General features: G+C 72.4%; 12 protein-coding genes. 5 read left to right on the forward strand and 7 right to left on the reverse strand.

Going from position 1 to position 17,719, the window contains the following annotated elements; translation table 11 throughout:
- Window position 1: 1 nt before the first annotated feature.
- Together ACGFMP_RS03690 and ACGFMP_RS03695 are read right to left on the reverse strand one after the other, a co-directional pair.
- Window positions 2-721, reverse strand: coding sequence for a response regulator (locus ACGFMP_RS03690; RefSeq protein ID WP_393670016.1), 720 nt, complete (start codon window positions 719-721; stop codon window positions 2-4).
- Between the two features lie 71 nt (window positions 722-792).
- Window positions 793-2,109, reverse strand: coding sequence for a hypothetical protein (locus ACGFMP_RS03695; RefSeq protein ID WP_393670017.1), 1,317 nt, complete (start codon window positions 2,107-2,109; stop codon window positions 793-795).
- A 183-nt stretch (window positions 2,110-2,292) separates the two neighbouring features.
- Between ACGFMP_RS03695 and ACGFMP_RS03700 the strand changes: the two genes are divergently transcribed.
- Entirely contained in the window at window positions 2,293-4,278 is a 1,986-nt protein-coding gene (locus tag ACGFMP_RS03700) for a transglycosylase domain-containing protein (protein ID WP_393670018.1), read from the forward strand.
- A gap of 18 nt (window positions 4,279-4,296) precedes the next feature.
- Here ACGFMP_RS03700 and ACGFMP_RS03705 read toward each other — a convergent pair whose 3' ends face one another.
- The 3 genes from ACGFMP_RS03705 to ACGFMP_RS03715 form a co-directional block, all read right to left on the reverse strand.
- Window positions 4,297-5,037 (reverse strand): N-acetylmuramoyl-L-alanine amidase, encoded by a 741-nt coding sequence (locus tag ACGFMP_RS03705; RefSeq protein WP_393670019.1) that lies wholly within the window; start codon window positions 5,035-5,037, stop codon window positions 4,297-4,299.
- Window positions 5,038-5,139: 102 nt separating this feature from the next.
- Window positions 5,140-5,781: a polysaccharide deacetylase family protein gene (locus tag ACGFMP_RS03710; protein ID WP_393670020.1), complete on the reverse strand. Its 642-nt coding sequence runs from the start codon at window positions 5,779-5,781 to the stop codon at window positions 5,140-5,142.
- 49 nt (window positions 5,782-5,830) lie between these two features.
- Window positions 5,831-7,366 carry a PHB depolymerase family esterase gene (locus ACGFMP_RS03715; RefSeq protein ID WP_393670022.1) on the reverse strand — a complete coding sequence of 512 codons (1,536 nt, stop codon included), beginning with the start codon at window positions 7,364-7,366 and terminating at the stop codon, window positions 5,831-5,833.
- 604 nt (window positions 7,367-7,970) lie between these two features.
- Between ACGFMP_RS03715 and ACGFMP_RS03720 the strand changes: the two genes are divergently transcribed.
- A complete protein-coding gene (locus tag ACGFMP_RS03720; RefSeq protein ID WP_393670326.1) occupies window positions 7,971-9,419 on the forward strand; it encodes an endo-1,4-beta-xylanase in 1,449 nt (482 codons plus the stop codon).
- Window positions 9,420-9,503: 84 nt separating this feature from the next.
- Here the strand turns inward: ACGFMP_RS03720 and ACGFMP_RS03725 are convergent, their stop codons facing one another.
- Window positions 9,504-10,229: a cupin gene (locus tag ACGFMP_RS03725; protein ID WP_393670024.1), complete on the reverse strand. Its 726-nt coding sequence runs from the start codon at window positions 10,227-10,229 to the stop codon at window positions 9,504-9,506.
- Between the two features lie 318 nt (window positions 10,230-10,547).
- Between ACGFMP_RS03725 and ACGFMP_RS03730 the strand changes: the two genes are divergently transcribed.
- The 3 genes from ACGFMP_RS03730 (at window position 10,548) to ACGFMP_RS03740 (ending at window position 17,274) form a co-directional block, all read left to right on the forward strand.
- Window positions 10,548-11,519, forward strand: coding sequence for a PmoA family protein (locus ACGFMP_RS03730; protein WP_393670025.1), 972 nt, complete (start codon window positions 10,548-10,550; stop codon window positions 11,517-11,519).
- 110 nt (window positions 11,520-11,629) lie between these two features.
- The gene (locus ACGFMP_RS03735) at window positions 11,630-12,706 is read left to right on the forward strand and encodes a LacI family DNA-binding transcriptional regulator (RefSeq protein WP_393670027.1); all 1,077 of its coding nucleotides are present in this window, start codon (window positions 11,630-11,632) and stop codon (window positions 12,704-12,706) included.
- A gap of 713 nt (window positions 12,707-13,419) precedes the next feature.
- The gene (locus ACGFMP_RS03740; protein WP_393670028.1) at window positions 13,420-17,274 is read left to right on the forward strand and encodes a hypothetical protein; all 3,855 of its coding nucleotides are present in this window, start codon (window positions 13,420-13,422) and stop codon (window positions 17,272-17,274) included.
- A gap of 32 nt (window positions 17,275-17,306) precedes the next feature.
- Here ACGFMP_RS03740 and ACGFMP_RS03745 read toward each other — a convergent pair whose 3' ends face one another.
- Entirely contained in the window at window positions 17,307-17,639 is a 333-nt protein-coding gene (locus ACGFMP_RS03745) for an ArsR/SmtB family transcription factor (RefSeq protein ID WP_393670029.1), read from the reverse strand.
- Window positions 17,640-17,719 lie beyond the last annotated feature (80 nt).

The following is a 17,719-nucleotide window of genomic DNA, read 5'->3' on the forward strand; positions in this document are numbered from 1 at the left end:
CTCACTGCGGCGCCGGCCGCGCGGGGTCGGAGATCCTGCTGAACTGGTAGCCGAAGCCCCGCACCGTCCGGATGAAGCGCGGCTGCCCCGGCGGCTCGCCGAGCTTGGTGCGCAGCCGCTTGACGCAGGCGTCCACCAGCCGGGAGTCGCCGTGGTAGCTGTGCTCCCAGACCGCTTCGAGAAGCTGCTGCCGGCTGAAGACCCGGCCGGGCGAGGCGGACAGGAGCAGCAGCAGCCGCAGCTCCGACGGTGCGAGCGGGACCGGCACGCCCTGCCGGGCCACGGTGAGTCCGGCCCGGTCGATGGTGAGGTCGCCGTGCGTCTCGGGCTGCGGCACCCCCTCCGCGCCGTCGGGGCCGCCGCCCACCCGGCGCAGCACCGCCCGAATCCGGGCGTCGAGCACCCGGGCCTGCACCGGCTTGACGACGTAGTCGTCGGCGCCCGCCTCCAGGCCGACGACGATGTCGACGTCGTCGCCCCGCGCGGTCGCCATGATGATCGGCACCTGGTTGTCGACCCGGATGCGGCGGCACACCTCGAGCCCCGTCATCCCCGGGAGCATCAGGTCGAGCACGACCACGTCGGGCCTGAAGGACCGCAGCCGGGCCATTCCGTCCTCGCCTGTGGCCACGGCGGCGACGTCGTGGCCCTGTCGGCGCAGCGCCAGTTCGACACCCTCGCGGACCGCGCGGTCGTCCTCGATGAGCAGCAGTCTGGGCATGACCTCAGTATCCGTAACCTGGGCGGTAGCTCGGAAAATCGTTACGGGACGATCACATAGTCCCGGGTGTCTCATTTCACAAAGGTGGACCAGTCCGGCGACTCGGCAGGATCGAGGGTCCGCAGCTTGGCCAGTACGGCGGGATCCTGGACGTCGAGCCAGTCGCTGAGCTCCTTGAAGGACACGCAGCGAACTCCCTTGCGGTGGCAGACGTCCTTGACGACGTCCTCGACGGCCTGCATGTAGATGCCGCCGTTCCAGGTCTCGAAGTGGTTGCCGATGAAGAGCGGCGCCCGGCTGCCGTTGTAGACCCGCTCGAAGCCGTTGAGATATCCGTCACGCGCCTGCTTCTCCCAGGCGGGGTATTTCGCCGGGTCGCCTTCCGTGACGTCGCCGCCGGACTGGTTGTAGAGGAAGTTGAAGTCCATCGACAGCACCTGGAAGTCCTTGCCCGGGTAGGGCATCAGCTGGAGCGGGAAATTCCAGACCCCGTCCTGCTTCGCCGGCCAGATCTGGAAATCGCCGGGCGAGCTGGCGTCGTACCGCCAGCCGTCCGCCTTCTCCGCGGGCAGCAGGTTCTTCTGCCCCTCCAGGCAGGGGGCGCGACCGCCGGCGAGTTCCCGGGAGTAGTCGAAGGGCAGCGGCGGGATGTCGGTGAAACCGGTGTTGGTCTTCCAGTTCTCCACGAAGGAATAGGCCTGGGACATCTCGCTCTCCCAGTCCGCCGTGCTCCAGTTCCCGCCGCCGCCGGGGTCGGGCGCGCAGAAATGGCCGTTGAAGTGGGTGCCGATCTCGTCGCCGTCCTCCCAGGCCTTCCGCAGCTCCGACAGGGTCCATCTGATGTGCTGGCCGGTGGGGAAGTCGATGGCGGACGCGCCGGGGGAGTGCCGGGGCGGCTTGTACAGGCTGCGCTTCCCGTTCGGCAGCAGGTAGATGCCGCTGAGGAAAAAGGTCATATGGGCGTCGTTGCGCTCGGCCACCTCGCGGAAACGGGAGAAGAGGTGGTCGTCGTTCTCCAGGGCGCCGTCCCAGGAGAAGACCACGAACTGCGGCGGCTTCTCCCCCGGCTTGAGCTTGTGCGGGACGGGCTGGTGCGGCTGCGGCCCGGTGTCGGACGTCGAGCCGTCGCCGATCACCTTCACCTTGCCGTCCCATGCGGGCGTGCGCGCGTCCCCTTGCGGCTTCTTCGCCGGGGCCGGCAGCGCGGCCCGGTGCCGCGCGGGCGCCGCGCCCCCGTCCGTACCGCCTCCCCCGCCGCTTCCGAGGGCGACGGCCGCGGCGGTGCCGACCAGGCCGGTGCACAGCACACCGCACAGCAGGGCGATCCTGCGGCGGCGGCCGTCGCCGCCAGGAGCGGGCAGGAGGCGTCGTATCCGGGCAGCGCTCATGGGTCCGACCCTGGAATCCGTACGTGACCGCCCCTGGACCGAATTGTCACAGGACAGCAACTGCCCCTGCTTGCACGGCTGTTACAGATCTGTCGCAGTCCCATCCCGATCCCGCCGCATTCCGGCTCCTACGGTGGCGGCGGCCGGGGCCCGGAGCCCGTTCCAGACCGCCGAGGGGTGAACATGCGGCCGCTGCCGACCATGAGGGCACTGCTGCACAAGGCGGCGCCGTACCGGGGCGCGGCCCTGCGGAACCTGCGCCGGCTGCGCCCCCGCTACCCGCGGCCCGGAAGAAGCGGGCCGCGCCGCTGGCTGCCGTCACCGCGGCAGACGGTGCTGGCCGTCTGCTGGGTGCTGCTGCTCCTCGTCGGGCTGATCGGCTACGGATACCAGCGCACCCGGATACCGTCCGACCTCAACGCCTTCGCGACGCAGCAGGACAACGTCTACTACTGGGCCGACGGCACCGAGATGGCCAGGGTCGGGCCGGTCGACCGCCAGTCGATGCCGCTCGACCGCATCCCGGCGTCCGTGCAGTGGGCGGTGCTCGCGGCAGAGAACGCGTCCTTCTACTCCGACTCCGGCATCTCCGTCAAAGGCATCGCCCGCGCCGTGACCGACATGGCGACCGGCGGCGACACCCAGGGCGGTTCCACCATCACCCAGCAGTACGTGAAGAACGTCTACCTCAGCCAGAGCCAGACGCTGTCGCGCAAGGTCACCGAGATGTTCATCGCGGTCAAGCTGGACCGGAAGATGAGCAAGCAGCAGATCCTCGACGGCTACCTCAACACCAGCTGGTTCGGCCGCGGCGCCTACGGGGTGCAGCGCGCGGCCAAGGCGTACTACGGCAAGGACGTCTCCCAGCTCAACGCGAGCGAGGGGGCCTTCCTGGCCACCCTGCTCAAGGGCGCGGGACTCTACGACCCGGCCGTCGGCCCCGCCAACCACCGGCGGGCGGTGGCGCGCTGGAAGTGGGTGCTGGACCGGATGGTGAAGATCGGCAGGCTGTCGGCCGCGCAACGGGCCAGCTACACCGTCTTCCCCGAGCCGAAGGCACCCCCGCGGCCGGCCGGACTCAGCGGGGAGACCGGCTACCTCGTGGACACCGCGAGGGCCTACGTCTCCTCCCACAGCGGCATCTCCGACGCCGAGTTCGACCGCGGCGGCTACCAGATCTACACCACCTTCGAACGGCCCCGGGTCGACGCCCTCGACACCGCCGTCAAGCAGCAGCTGCACGGCCTGCGGCCGGCGGACCTGCCGGCCGACCGCGACGTGCGGGTCGGCGCCGCCTCCGTGGGCACCGACGGCCGCATCCTGGCCCTCTACGGCGGGCCCGACTACGTCACCCAGGGTTTCGACGACGCCAACATCGCGATCGTGCCGGTGGGCACCGCCTACGCGCCGTTCGTCTACGCGGCGGGCCTGCGCGACGGTGTGCTGCTGGCCCGCGACGCCCCCCGTACCCCGGTCACCCCCGACACCCTCTACGACGGCGACGACAAGGTGCCCGTCCGCACACCCGAGGGCCCCTACTGGAGCAGGGACGGCAAGATCGTGCGGGTGGCCAACGACGGCGACCGCTCCTGGGGGCAGATCACCCTGCGCCAGGCGGTGGCCTCCTCGGTCAACACCCCGATCGTGCAGCTCGGCATGGACGTCGGCCTCGACCGGGTGCGGCAGGCCTCGATCGACGCAGGCCTGCTCCCCGACAGCGGATTCGGCGCGCAGACCCCGGACTTCTCGCTCGGCACCGCGACCCCCAGCCCGATCAGGATGGCCGGCGCCTACGCCACCTTCGCGGCCGGCGGCACCCACACCGCCCCCTACTCCGTGCTGCGCATCACCCGCGACGGCGAGCGCCTCCCCCTGCAAACCCCCACCGTCACCCACCCGTTCACACCCACCGTCGCAGGCCAGGTGGACGACGCGCTCAGCACCGCACCGGGCCGGGCCGGCACCGCGGGCACCTCCACGGGCAACACCTCCGCCTGGTACGTCGGTTACACCGGCAAGGTGTCGACGGCCGTCGCCCTCTTCCGCGTGGACCCGAAGACCCAGCAACTGGAGCCGCTGACCGGCACCACGGGCCGCGCCCCCCACGAGACCACCGGCAGCACCTATCCCGAGTCGATCTGGCGGCACTACACCACCGCGGCGCCCTGACCCGGGCGGGCGGGCCGGTCAGCCCGCCCAGGTCGCCTTCTGGCGGAGCGCCGCGGCGGTCCTGCGTATCCAGGGCAGTGCGTCGTAGAGGGCCTGGCCCGGGCAGGTCGTCTCGTAGACGTCGCGGTGCCCCGAGATGGCGTTGAGGGTCACGGGGGTGCCCTCCGGGTAGCGGCTGCCGTCGTTGCTCGACACCAGGCGGACCTTGCCGAGCGGGTCGACCGCGGGGTCGAGCTTCCAGGCGGCGATCGTGGCGATGGCCAGGAGCATCGCGCGCGGCACCTTCCGGCCGGCGCCGAAGTTGCCCAGCGCTGCTATGCCGATCGTGTCGGTGTTGAAGCCCTCGGTGTGCGCACCGCGCACATCGCGGTCGGTGCTGCCGGTGCGGCCCTCGTAGATGCCGCCGCAGCGGTCGACGACGAAGTTGTAGCCGAGGTCGTCCCAGCCTCGCGCGATGTGCTGCTGCTCGAGGGAGAGCAGCATCGCCGGGACGTCCTTCTTGCAGTCGTAGTCGTTGGGGTTGTCGGTGTGGTGGATGAAGACCGCCCTCACCGAGTGGTCGTAGACGAGCCCCTTGCGCACGGACTTCTGGTCGGCGTGCCAGCCGGTCCGCCCGACGACGACCGGCCGCAGCACCGCGGGGTGCAGGACGGCGCGGGTGTGCCGTGGCCTCTGCACGGGGTGTTCCGGGGCCGAGCAGGCCCCCAGGAAGGCCAGCGCCAGAAGCGACGACACCAGCTTGACCCTGTGAGGTCGCATGCCTCCCAGCGTCGGCCCGTTCCGACCGCACGGACAGCCACCGAGGGCCATCCGGGTGAATGGCGCCGCGCTGACCTGCGGATTCGTTGTGCGGTGCTGGGGTCAGGCCCGGCGCGCGGGGTCGGTGAAGCGCCAGCCGCGAGCGGTGAGGCGGGGGAGCAGGCGGGCGACGGCCTCGACCGTCTGCGAGCGGTCGCCGCCGCCGTCGTGGAGCAGCACGACCGCGCCGGGGCTCAGCCGGGTCTCGACCCGCCGGACCAGCACCTCGGTGCCGGGGAGCTCCCAGTCCTCGGCGGCCACCCGCCACCCGAGCGGGACCATGTCCAGCTCCCTCGCGACCTCGGGGGTGCGGCCCCAGCTGCCGAAGGGCGCGCGGAAGTAGGGCACGGGCACCCCGGGCACCGCGGCCCTGATGGCCGCGGTCGTGCTCTCCAGGTCGGCCCTGACCCGTTCGGCCGGCCAGTCGGCCATGTCGTCGTGGTGCATCCCGTGGTTGCCCAGCTGGTGACCGTCCGCGACGATCTCGCGGACGATCTCCGGATGGGCCAGGGCGTGGGCGCCCCAGAGGCAGAAGACCGCCGTGACCTTGTGCTCGCGCAGCACGGACAGCAGGTGGGGGGTGTGGACCGGGTGCGGCCCGTCGTCGAAGGTCAGCGCCAGGTGTGAACCGACCTGGCGGGTTGCTTCGACGACGGGCGCGGTCCGGCCGAGTCGGCCGGCCGGTCCCTGCGCTGTCGTGGTCACGGCGGTGCTCCTGTCGTACGTCGTTACCTGTCGTAGCGGTGCTGCCCGGTCATCCGGCCTGGCAGCTCATGGTGAGACTGGGCGCCGCACCGCCGCTGACGGTGTAGCCGAAGGTCGTGGTGGCGCCCGCGCCCAACTGGCCGTTGTACGCGGCGTTCTTCGCCGTGGTCAGCGAGCCGGAGGTGCCCTTCACGGCATTCCACAGGCTGGTGATCGTGTCGCCTGAAGGCTGCGTCCACGACGCCGTCCAACCCGAGATCGACGAGGAGCCGGTGTTCTTCACCGTCACCTCACCCTGGTAGCCGCCCGGCCACGCGTTCACCGAACGGAAGGTCGCCGAGCACCCCGAACCCGGCGTACCGCCGGTCGAACCCGTCGACGTACCGGTGGAGGTGCCGGTGGAGGTGCCGGTGGAGGTGCCGGTGGAGGTGCCGGTGGAGGTGCCGGTGGACGTGCCGGTGGACGTGCCGGTGCTGGTGCCGGTCGACGTGCCGGTAGAGGTGCCCGTGGACGTCCCCGTGCTCGTGCCCGTGGAGGTGCCGGTGCTGGTGCCGGTCGACGTGCCGGTCGACGTGCCCGCCGATGTGCCGCCGGAGGAGCCGTCGAGGCCGAAGAAGGCGATGGCGCGGGCCACCATGCCGCTGGTCGGCAGGGAGTGGCCGACGCCCTGGACGCTGATCGCCTCGACCGGGGCCTGCGTCACGTTGGCGCCGTACCTGGTCCTGGTCCAGCCGGACTGCGGGCTGTCGGTGAGGACCGGCGTCTGGCTCACGCCCAGCACGTTGGTCCACTGCTTGATCTCTTCGCCGAAGTTGTTGTAGTTCAGCGTGGTGTCGGCGGTGCCGTGCCAGAGCTGCACCCGGGGGCGGGCTCCGCTGTAGCCGGGGTAGGCGGCGCGGGCCAGGTCGCCCCAGGCCTGCGCGGTCTTGCTGATCTGGCCGTTGGCGCAGGCGCTGTTCCACCCCGACCCGTCGGTGGTGGCGAAGCAGCCGAAGGGCACGCCCATGAACGCCGACCCGGCCTTGAAGACGTCCGGGTAGTCGCCCAGCAGCACATCCGTCATCATCGCGCCGGACGAGGCGCCGGAGACGTAGACCCGGCTCGCGTCGGCCGAGTTGTGCTGCTCGACGTAGGCCACCATGTTGGCGATGCTGGTCGGGTCGCTGCCGCCGTTGTGGGTGAGGGCCTGCGGGCTGGAGACGTCGAAGCACTGGCCGCTGACGTTGGCGTCCGGGTAGATGACGATGAAGCCGTACTGGTCGGCGAGCGAGGCGTAGTCGGTGCCCGAGTAGAAGCCGGGGCCGGTGCCGGTGCAGTAGTGGACGGCGACCAGGATCGCCGGGTTGGCCTTCACGGAGTTCGGCACATACTCGTACATCCGCAGATTGCCCGGGTTGCTGCCGAAGTTGGTGACCTCGGTGAGCGAGGCGGCGGCGGCGTTCGGGGCGGACAGGGTGATCGCGGCCAGGATCGAGGCGACCGCGGCGAGCAGGGCGGTCAGCAGCGTGGCGAGACGCTTCTTCCCGCCGCGGATACGGCTGCCGGCGCCTGCACCGGTACCGCTCGGCGCTCGTGTGGGGGGCATGGCGGTGTTCCTTTCGTGGCTTGCCGTCCTGGTGGAGGCTCCCTCTCCGTCCTGGACGGTGTACGGGCGGCGAACACCCGGATGACTTTGCGAAAGATTTCGACCCTACCGCGAATGTTTCGGGCACCATAGGGCCGATATGTGACGTAGTCAATACGTCCGGCGACGTCCGGTGGGGTGCGCCCGTTCGGAACGGTCGAACCGATACCCGTGGTGCCGCAGCGGAAAACCGCCCGCACGCAGGCGTCACACCGAGGTCGGACGGTCCGTCAGACGACCTTCCCAGAGGTCCGGTTGTTTCGGAAAGGACTCGTTGACGTTTCGAAGCCCAGGGTCCACACTGGCCAACGATCCACCCTCCTCCCGGCCACGCCGCGCCAGCGGCACAACTCCCGTGGCTGACAACACCCTCGCGAATGGACCCCCACCCGTTCGGGCCGGTGCGACAGGCGCTGATCCGGACTGCCAGCAGAAGAGGAAGAAGAGGTTGGAAGTGTTCAGTCACTCCCCCCGAGACCGCAGCGAGGCCGGCAGACGCCGGCGCTCCGGCATCCGGATCGCCATCGCGGCAGGTACGGCAGGTGCGGTGGCCGCCATCGGCCTGATGGCCACGGCGGGCACAGCCCACGCGGTCGGCACTCTGGGCAACGCGGCCGCGGCGCAGGGCCGTTACTTCGGCACCGCGGTCAGCACGGCACACCTGGGCGAGTCGGCCTACTCCGCGGCGCTTGATGCGGAGTTCGGTGCGGTCACGCCCGAGAACGAGATGAAATGGGACACGATCGAGTCGAGCCAGAACTCGTTCAACTTCGGTCCCGGTGACCAGATCGTCGCCCACGCCCAGGCCCAGAACATGAAGATCCGCGGGCACACGCTGGTCTGGCACTCCCAGCTGCCCGGCTGGGTGTCGAACCTGAGCGCCTCGGCTCTCGAATCGGCGATGAACAACCACATCACCCAGGTGATGACCCACTACAAGGGCAAGATCTACGCCTGGGACGTCGTCAACGAGGCCTTCCAGGACGGCGGTTCCGGCGCCCGGCGCAGCTCGCCCTTCCAGGACAAGCTGGGCAGCGGCTTCATCGAGGAGGCGTTCCGCACCGCGCGGGCCGCCGACCCGAACGCCAAGCTCTGCTACAACGACTACAACACCGACGGCGTCAACGCGAAGAGCACCGCCGTCTACAACATGGTCAAGGACTTCAAGGCCCGCGGCGTCCCGATCGACTGCGTGGGCTTCCAGGGCCACTTCAACTCGCAGTCCCCGGTCCCCTCGGACTACCAGGCCAACCTCCAGCGCTTCGCCGACCTCGGCGTGGACGTGCAGATGACGGAGGTCGACGTCGCGGGCTCCGGCACCGCGCAGGCCAACAACTACAGCACCATCGTCAAGGGCTGCCTCGCGGTGACCCGCTGCACCGGCATCACCGTGTGGGGCGTCACCGACAAGTACAGCTGGCGCAGCAGCGACACCCCGCTGCTCCTGGACGGCAACTACCAGAAGAAGGCCTCCTACAACGCCGTGCTCGCCGCCCTCGGTGACGGAGGCGGTACGTCGGGCGGCACCAGCAGCGGCACGTCGACGGGCACGTCGAGCGGTACCTCGACGGGTACGAGCACGGGCACCAGCACCGGCACGTCGACCGGTACGAGCACGGGGACGTCGACCGGTACGTCGACCGGCACGAGCACCGGCACCTCCACCGGTACATCGACGGGTACTTCGACGGGTTCGACCGGCGGTACGCCGGGTTCGGGGTGCTCGGCGACCTTCCGTTCGGTGAACGCGTGGCCGGGCGGCTACCAGGGTGAGGTGACGGTGAAGAACACCGGCTCCTCGTCGATCTCCGGTTGGACGGCGTCGTGGACGCAGCCTTCAGGCGACACGATCACCAGCCTGTGGAATGCCGTGAAGGGCAGTTCCGGTTCGCTGACCACGGCGTCGAACGCCGCGTACAACGGCCAGTTGGGCGCGGGCGCCACCACGACCTTCGGCTACACCGTCAGCGGCGGTGCGGCGCCCAGTCTCACCATGAGCTGCCAGGCCGGATGACCGGGCGGTAGGGGGACGACGAAAGACCGGCGGCGCGGCAGCCCTCCCTGACTGCCGCGCCGCCCTCATGCTGTCCGGCCGCCGTCAGAGCGCGTCCCTGCGGTAGGGCGCCAGGTGGCCGCACATGCCGAGGGTGTCCTGCGGCGGGGCCGCGAGGCGTGCCACCTCGGCCCCGCCCAGGTGCCGTGCGTCGCCCCGCCGCAGAGCGGCGATCTGCCGGCCCGTGCGCTCGGCCGCGGCCGCGGCCCGCTCCCGCCAGGCCGCCTCCCAGGCGTCGAGGCGCGGGGCGACCAGTGCCGCCGCGGCGGCGTGGAAGGCGTCCAGCGCCTCCCCGTGCCCCGACTCGACCTGCTCCACCAGGTGCCGGAAGCCGGTGATGGCCAGGTCCCTGCGCTCGCGGGCGCGGGCCGCGCGCTCCTCGGGGGTGCCCTCGCCCAGCGACGCGGCGGCGCGGTAGGCGGTGGGGTCCGCCAGGTGCTCGGGCGGGAAGGTCATCACGGCGTCGCCGGCCTCGGGCAGGCCGTCGTTCTGCATGAGCACCATGACGTCCAGGCCGCCGGTGTCGACCGCCCGGTGGATGGTGCCGGGGGTGAACCAGACGGCATCGCCCGCGGCCAGCGGGGTGCGCCGCAGGCCGTCCGCGGTGAGGGTGTGCAGTTCGCCGGTGCCGCCCAGCACGCAGTAGCACTCGGTGCAGGTCAGGTGCATGTGCGGGGAGCCGCCGTGCAGGCCGTCCTCGGTCGGCCAGGGGTAGACCCGCAGCCGGGACAGCCCGATCCCGCCGGGCAGCAGCGGTACGCCGTCGGTCATGCGGACACCTCCGGAAGGTGTGGAAATATTTCTGAAAGTCCCCGGGTCCATGCCGGCCTGCGGATATTGACCCCGTCCGCGGTCGAACGTACCGTCGTCGACGTTTGATGTCGCCGATCGGGATCCGATCCTTTCGGATCCGCAGGAGGCACGGGTGCCGGGCAGAACCCACCGTATGGCCGCCGTCTACGCCGGCCGGGAACGGCCCGGCCCACAGGAAGCGGTTGCCGCCCCGCCGGTGACGACGGCGCGGGCCCGTGGCACGCTCGAATGGGCCGGACCCCGCGCCTCCGCCGACCGACCCGAGGAGACCTCCCGGTGAACGACCGCCGCCAGCAGCCGTATCCGCCCAGCACCGAACCCGAGCCCGCGGGCCTCACCGTGGACCACGAGGTCGGCACCTCGCTGCTGATCGGCCACCGGGGCCGGCCGCTGACCCGCTACGTCCACCGGCCGTGGGACGCCCCGCTGGAATCGCCGCGACCGTACTTCCACCCGATGCGCACCCTCGGCGGCGACCTGGTCAGCATCTACCGCCCGCACGACCACATCTGGCACAAGGGCCTGGCCCTGTCGCTGCCCAACGTCGGCAGCGAGAACTTCTGGGGCGGCGTGACCTACCGGCGCGGCATCGGCTACGCGCAGTACGACAACAACGGCTCGATGGACCACGAGGACTTCGATGAACTGGCACTGACCGGCGGGCGGCTGCGGGTCGCCGAGCGGCTCCGCTGGCACACCCAGGGCGGCGAGCCCTGGTTCACCGAGGCGCGGCGCTTCGGCGTCGAGGTGCTGCCGGACGAGGACGCGTGGGTGCTGCTCTTCGAGACCGCGATCACCAACATCCGCGGCACGCGCACGATCTTCGGCAGCCCCACCACCGAAGGCCGGGACAACGCCGGTTACGGCGGGCTGTTCTGGCGCGGGCCGCGATCCTTCACCGGCGGCACCGTCCACACCCCCGACGCCACCGGCACCGACGAGTTGATGGGCGTTCGCGCGCCCTGGCTCGGCTTCACCGGGCAGCACGACGACCACGGGCGGTCCTCGACCCTGGCCTTCGTGGACGGCGCGGGCAACGAGCCGGGCGGCGACCACGTCAAGTGGTTCGTCCGCTCCACGCCCTTCGCCTGCGTGTGCCCCGCGCCCTTCTTCGACCGCGAGGTCGTCGTGGAGGACGGCGACACCCTCATCCGGCGCTACGCCATCGTCATCGCCGACGGCGACCGCGGCAGCGAGGGCACCGCGCGACTGGCCGCCACAGGAGCCGGGCTGCTCGCCGCGTACTGAAACACGGGCGCAATCCCGGCGTGCTACAACCATCGGAAGTCCCGCATTCTCCGGTGCGGGAACGCCGCCCTGATTTCGTCCCGAATCATGCGCGGGGGCCGACCGGTAGCATGGGGAACGTGACCGTGCCGAAATCGAGGAAGCCGCAAACCGGAAGCGTACGGAGCGAGTTGACGTCCACCGGCACCGCCACTCTCGCGGAAATCGCCCGGCAGGCCGGAGTATCCGCGCCGACCGTTTCCAAAGTGCTCAACGGGCGGGCCCACGTGGCGCCCGCCACCAGGGAAAAGGTCGAGCTGCTGCTGCGCGACCACGGTTACCGGCGTAAGCGCGGCGCGACCAGGACCCGGCCTTCAGGATTGCTGGAACTCGTCTTTCACGAGCTGATCAGTCTGTGGGCCACGGAGATTATCCGGGGCGCGGAAAATGTCGCGCGGCGGGAAGGGCTCACCCTCGTGCTGTCCGAGTCGGCGGGCCGCGAGGAGATGGGCCAGTCCTGGGTCGACGGCGTGCTGACCAGGGACCCGGCGGGGGTCATCCTCATCATGTCCGACCTCACCACGGAGCAGCGGGAGTCGCTGGCCAGCCGGGACGTGCCCTTCGTCGTCATGGACCCGGCCGGCTACCCCGCGGACGACGTGCCGTCCATCGGCACCACCAACTGGCAAGGCGGCTACACCGCGACGCGGCACCTGCTGGAACTCGGTCACCGCCGCATCGGGGTCATCTGCGGACCGGCCGACGTGCTGTGCAGCCGGGCCCGCATCGACGGCTACCGGGCCGCGCTGGAGACGGGAGGCGTCGACTGCGACGACGCCCTGGTCCGGCACGGCACCTTCCAGACCGAGGCCGGGCACCGCATCGCCCTGGAACTGCTGGCGATGCCCGACCGCCCCACCGCGCTCTTCGCCGGCAACGACGTCCAGGCCATGGGCGTCTACCAGGCCGCCCGCGAACTCGGGCTGCGCATCCCGGAAGACCTCAGTGTCGTCGGCTTCGACGACCTGCCGATCTCCGGCTGGATGGGCCCGCCGCTGACCACGATCCGCCAGCCCCTGGTCGACATGGCGGAAGCCGCCGCCCGGCTCGTCCTCGACCTGGGCCGCAACGTCCAGCCGACGATGAGGCGGGTCGAGCTGGCGACGAGTCTGGTGGTGCGGGCCAGCACCGCGCGGCTGGGGGCTTAGCGCCCCCGGCCGCCTCTTCTGCGCCTGCGTCTGCGCCTGCGCTTGCGGCGGGGGTGCGGGTGCGGTGCGGCGGCGGCTCGTCCGGGGGTCCGGACCCGGTGACCTCTGCGGGGGTGCGGGCTGCACCGCTCGCACGGGGGGTGCGGTTATTTCCGGACCTTCGGTCCGTGGGTGGTTGCTCGCGCAGTTCCCCGCGCCCCTGGTGGGTGCCGTCGGGGGGAGGGGGTGCCGTTCCCACTTTCGGTCGGTGGGTGGTTGCTCGCGCAGTTCCCCGCGCCCCTGGTGGGTGCCGTCGGGGGGAGGGGGTGCCGTTCCCACTTTCGGTCCGTGGGTGGTTGCTCGCGCAGTTCCCCGCGCCCCTGGTGGGTGCCCGTCGGGAGGACGGGTGCCGTGTCGGGGAGGGGGCCGTCCCTGTGTGTCGGGTGGGGGTTGGGCCCGCCGCGGATACGGGGCCGCGGCGGGCCGGCCAGGTCCGCATACCGGATTGGTGCCGGTACGCCCCCCCGGGTTCGGGCCTGGCAAGTACGACTTCACCAGATCCGCCATTGTTTGGCAGCCCGCCTTCCAGGCCGGATCAATGCGGCTGGTGGTCACCCCGAGCCGGGTGGGACTCCAGAGGCGGGAGACGAACATGCTTGCCCCTGCCTGCCGCAGATGCGTAGCGTCATCCGTGGGGGCCCCGGATACGGCCGGGGGCGAGCAAGGGGTGGGGCATGGCAGGACGTCCTGAGCGTCCGCTGGATCCGGCCGGCGGCGCACTGCGGCGGCTGGCGTACGAACTGCGCAAGCTGCGGGTGGAGGCGGGCAGTCCCACCTACCGCGAGATGGCCCGCCGCTCCGGTTGCGGCGCGAGCACCCTGTCGCAGGCGGCCGCGGGCGAGCGCTTCCCCAGCCTGCCGACGCTCCGCGCGTACGTCGGCGCGTGCGGCGGCGACATCGAGGACTGGGAGCGGCGCTGGTACGAGGCGGCCGGTCAGCCGGAGCCCGACGAGGGGCACGACGGGCAGGGGGAACCGCCCTACCGCGGCCTGGCGCGCTACGAACTCGACGACCGCGAGCTGTACTTCGGGCGTGACGCGCTGGTCGCCCAGCTCACCGAGCGGGTCCGCTCGCACCGCCTGGTCGTGGTCGTCGGCGCGTCCGGCAGCGGGAAGTCCTCGCTGCTGCGCGCTGGGCTGATACCCGCGTTGCGGGACGAAAACCGACCGGGACTGCGCCCCGCGGCGATCCGCGTGCTCACCCCGGGTCCTGAACCGGCCACCACGCACGGTGCTCTGTTCGAGGCGGCGCCCGACGACGGCGGTTCGGGCGGCGACACGGTCGTGGTCGTCGACCAGTTCGAGGAGCTGTACACGCTCGGCGCGGACGCCGCCGAGCGCTCGGCCTTCGTCGACCGGATCCTGACCGCGGCGGATGCGGAGCGCAGGCTCCGCGTGGTGATCGGCGTGCGGGCCGACTTCTTCGGCCGGGTCGCCGAGCACCGGGGCCTGGCGGACGCGGTGCGGGACGCCACCGTCCTGGTCGCGCCGATGGACCCGGCCGCACTGCGGGAGGCCGTCGTCGGGCCGGCCGCGGCCGCCGGGCTGATCGTGGAGCGCTCGCTGACCGAGCGGATCGTCCGCGAGACGGGCGAGCAGCCGGGCGGCCTGCCGCTGATGTCGCACGTGCTGCTGGAGACCTGGCGCCGCCGCCGCGGCCGGGTGCTGACCGAGGAGATGTACGAGGCGGCCGGGGGCCTGCACGGCGCCATCGCGGCGACCGCGGAGAGCGTCCACGCCCGCCTGACGGCGACCCAGGCGCACACCGCGCGGCGCATCCTGCTGCGCATGGTCACGCCCGGCAGGGGCGTCCCCGACACGATGCGCCCCGTCGGGCGCGCGGAGCTGGCGGAGCTCGACGCGGTCGGCGGCGGGACGGGGGAGGTGCTGGAGCAGCTGGTCGCCGCCCGGCTGCTGACCGCGGACGGCGACATCCTGCGGCTGGCGCACGAGGCGCTGTTCGACGCCTGGCCGCGCTACCGCGGCTGGATCGAGGAGGACCGCGAGCGCCTTTACGTGCACCGCCAGCTGGCCGTGGCCGCCCGTCTGTGGCGCGAACTGGACCGGGACCCGGGAGCGCTCTTCCGCGGGAACCGGCTGAACGCCTCGGAGGCCACCTTCGCGACGGCCGCGCGGCGGGCGTCGCTCATCGGCCTCGAGGCGTCCTTCCTCGATGCCAGCATCCGCGCCCGCGACCACGAGGAGCTGGCCAGGACCCGCACCGACCGGCGGATACGGGTGCTGACCACGGCGCTTGCCCTGCTGCTCGCGCTGGCGTCCGTCGCCGGCGGCATCAGCTGGCAGCAGAGCCGCGCGGAGCGCCAGGCCAACGGCAGGGCGGCCGCCGCGCAGCGCGAGTCGCTGTCCCGCAGGCTCGCCGCCGAGGCCGACCATCTGGACGGCGCGGACACCGAGTTGAGCATGCTGCTCGCGGTGCGCGCCTACCGCACCAGTGGGACCCCCGAGGCGTACGCCAGTGTCCTGCGGGCCGCGGCGGTCCCGCTGGACCGCCGGCTCGTACCCCCGGGCGGCGCCGCCGCGGGACCCGTCGGCGCGCTCGCCTTCAGCCACGACGGGCGCAGCCTGGCGTGGGGTGTCGGCGACGGCAGCGTGCTGCGCACCGATGTGGCGAGCGGGCACACGGCCCCGCTTTCCGCTCCCGGCTCGCAGGCGGTGGTGACGCTGGCCTTCGCACCAGGGGACCGCAGCGTGGTCAGCGGCTATCCGAGCGGCGCCGTCAGGACCACCGACGCGACCGCCCCGGCCGGCAGCACCGCGGCCCCCGCCACCCGGGGGCCCGCGGCCCCGCGCTCGATGCCCGCCGCGCCGGTCCGCGACCCGGGCGGCCCCGCGCTCGACGCGGGCGGCGGCCTGGTGGCCGCGACGGCGCCGGGCGGCGGGGTGACGGTGCGCGACACCGCCTCGGGCAGGGTCCGCGAGCTGCTGCCGCCGCCGTACGTCTTCCTCGGCCTGAGCGGCGACGGCCGGCTGCTCGCGGCCCGCGACGGCAAGGAACTCAGCGTCTGGGACCCCGTCACCGGCGCCCGCCGCGCGGTGCTGCCCGGCGTGTGCGCCTGCGGCACCGCGGTGTTCAGCCGGGACGGGCGCAGGCTCGCCGTCGACGCGGCGCCCGGGATCACGGTGTGGGACCTGGCCGCGGCGCGCCCGTGGCGGCTCAAGGTCACCGCCGACACGAACGAGAGGATCGGCGCCTTCGTCTTCGGCTCCGACGGCACGACCCTGGTCGTCGGCTTCGACGACGCGGCGGTGCGGGTCTTCGACATCGCCGAGGGCCGCGGCACCGTCTCACTCGACGGGCTGGGCGCCGCGGTCACGGCGATGGTGCTCAGTCCCGACGGGCGGGAGCTGGCGCTCGGCATGTCGGACGGCGCGGTCTCGCTCTACGACACGACGGGCGCGCTGCTGCCGCGCCGGCTCACCCGGCCAGGCCCGCGGCCGGCGGCCGGCGGCAGCCTCTTCCCGGCCGGGCTCACCACGACCGGCGCCCGAGCGCACCCGACCACCGGGGTCGCCTTCGCCGCGCGCGGCACGGAGCTGCTGACCGGGACGGCCGACGGCTCCGTCGACCGGTGGGCCGTACCGTCAGGGGAGTGGACCTCCACCCGGAGCGCACCGCCCGTCCCCGACGGCCTGCCCGGCGCCTCCCCGCCGGCCCAGCGGCTGCTTCAGGACCGCGACGGCGGCACGGTCGCGCTGCTGGCGTACGACGGGACGCTGAGGGTGTGGCGCGGCGGGGCCGCGAGCGCGCGGATCGTCGGCGACCATGCCACCGCCGCCGCGCTCAGCCCCGACGGCGGCACCGTGATCACCTCGCAGGGCCCAGGCGGCACCCTGGAACGCTGGGGCACCGCGCCCGGCGGGCCCGCCACGCCCGTCGTGCTGCACACCGGCCTGACCGCGGCGCCCGTCACGATCGTCTTCAGCCCCGACGGCAAGCGGTTGGCCGTCAATGACGCGTCGGGAGGTACGACGCTGCTGGACGCCGCCAAGGGTGCGACGCTGCGCAGCTTCACGTCGGGCGGGACGCGTCTGCCGCCCAGGAAGCAGCCCGACGGCACGCTGGTCGCCTTCGCCCCTGACGGCCGCACGCTGGCCAGCGCCGCGGGCAACGGCACCGTCTTCCTGTGGGACGCCGCCTCCGGCCGGCTGCTCGCGGACCTGCCGGGCGGTACGACCCCGGTGAGTTCGGTCGCCTTCAGCCCCGACGGGAGCACGGTCGCCACCGGCAGCGCCGACGGCTCGGTGCGGCTGATCGATGTGATGACCCACCAGACCCGCAACACCCTGATCCCCGGCTTCACCGCCACCACCTCGGTGGCCTTCGCCCCCGACGGCCGGACCCTGGCCACCACCTCCGTCGACGGCACCGCCCTCCTCTTCCACCTCCGCCTCACCGGCGCGCCCGCCGCGGCCACCGCCGTCTGCACCGCCCTCGCCCGTGACCTCACCCCCGAGGAGCGCCGCGGCTACCTTCCCGCCGGCCCGGTCGGCCCCGGGTGCCGGCAGTGAACGCGGCGGCGTCCGTGTGACGGTCCCGCGGATCAGGTCCCGGCGCGGTCGGCGCTGACGAGGGCGTCGAGCAGGCCGGGGAAGACCGCGTCGACCTCGGCCCGCCGCAGGGTGTTCATCCGGGAGGTGCCCGCGTAGGCCTGCCGGATCAGGCCGGCCTCGCGCAGGACCCGGAAATGGTGCGTGGCCGTGGACTTGCTCACCGGCAGGTCGAAGTCGCCGCACCTGATGTCGGCCGCGGCGTCGGCCAGTTGCGTGACGATGCTGCGCCGCACCGGGTCGACGAGCGCGTCCAGCAGCTGCTGGAGGGTGATCGCCGTGACATCGGGGTGCGGCGGGATGCGGTCGGTGTCCGTGGCGCTCATGGCGTCATAGTACGACAACCATCAAAGCTTGACCGTCATCGAACTTTCGGGTTCAGTGGATCACCCGACCCCGGACGAAG

Origin of the sequence: Streptomyces sp. NPDC049040 (assembly GCF_043197715.1) — a bacterium.
GTDB lineage: Bacteria > Actinomycetota > Actinomycetes > Streptomycetales > Streptomycetaceae > Actinacidiphila.

Bases quoted from the DNA above. Each gene is read 5' to 3' on its own strand.
- ACGFMP_RS03690 (WP_393670016.1), bottom strand. From the start codon at position 721: ATGCCCAGACTGCTGCTCATCGAGGACGACCGCGCGGTCCGCGAGGGT.
- ACGFMP_RS03695 (WP_393670017.1), bottom strand. From the start codon at position 2,109: ATGAGCGCTGCCCGGATACGACGCCTCCTGCCCGCTCCTGGCGGCGAC.
- ACGFMP_RS03700 (WP_393670018.1), top strand. From the start codon at position 2,293: ATGCGGCCGCTGCCGACCATGAGGGCACTGCTGCACAAGGCGGCGCCG.
- ACGFMP_RS03705 (WP_393670019.1), bottom strand. From the start codon at position 5,037: ATGCGACCTCACAGGGTCAAGCTGGTGTCGTCGCTTCTGGCGCTGGCC.
- ACGFMP_RS03715 (WP_393670022.1), bottom strand. From the start codon at position 7,366: ATGCCCCCCACACGAGCGCCGAGCGGTACCGGTGCAGGCGCCGGCAGC.
- ACGFMP_RS03720 (WP_393670326.1), top strand. From the start codon at position 7,971: ATGGCCACGGCGGGCACAGCCCACGCGGTCGGCACTCTGGGCAACGCG.
- ACGFMP_RS03725 (WP_393670024.1), bottom strand. From the start codon at position 10,229: ATGACCGACGGCGTACCGCTGCTGCCCGGCGGGATCGGGCTGTCCCGG.
- ACGFMP_RS03735 (WP_393670027.1), top strand. From the start codon at position 11,630: ATGGGGAACGTGACCGTGCCGAAATCGAGGAAGCCGCAAACCGGAAGC.
- ACGFMP_RS03740 (WP_393670028.1), top strand. From the start codon at position 13,420: ATGGCAGGACGTCCTGAGCGTCCGCTGGATCCGGCCGGCGGCGCACTG.
- ACGFMP_RS03745 (WP_393670029.1), bottom strand. From the start codon at position 17,639: ATGAGCGCCACGGACACCGACCGCATCCCGCCGCACCCCGATGTCACG.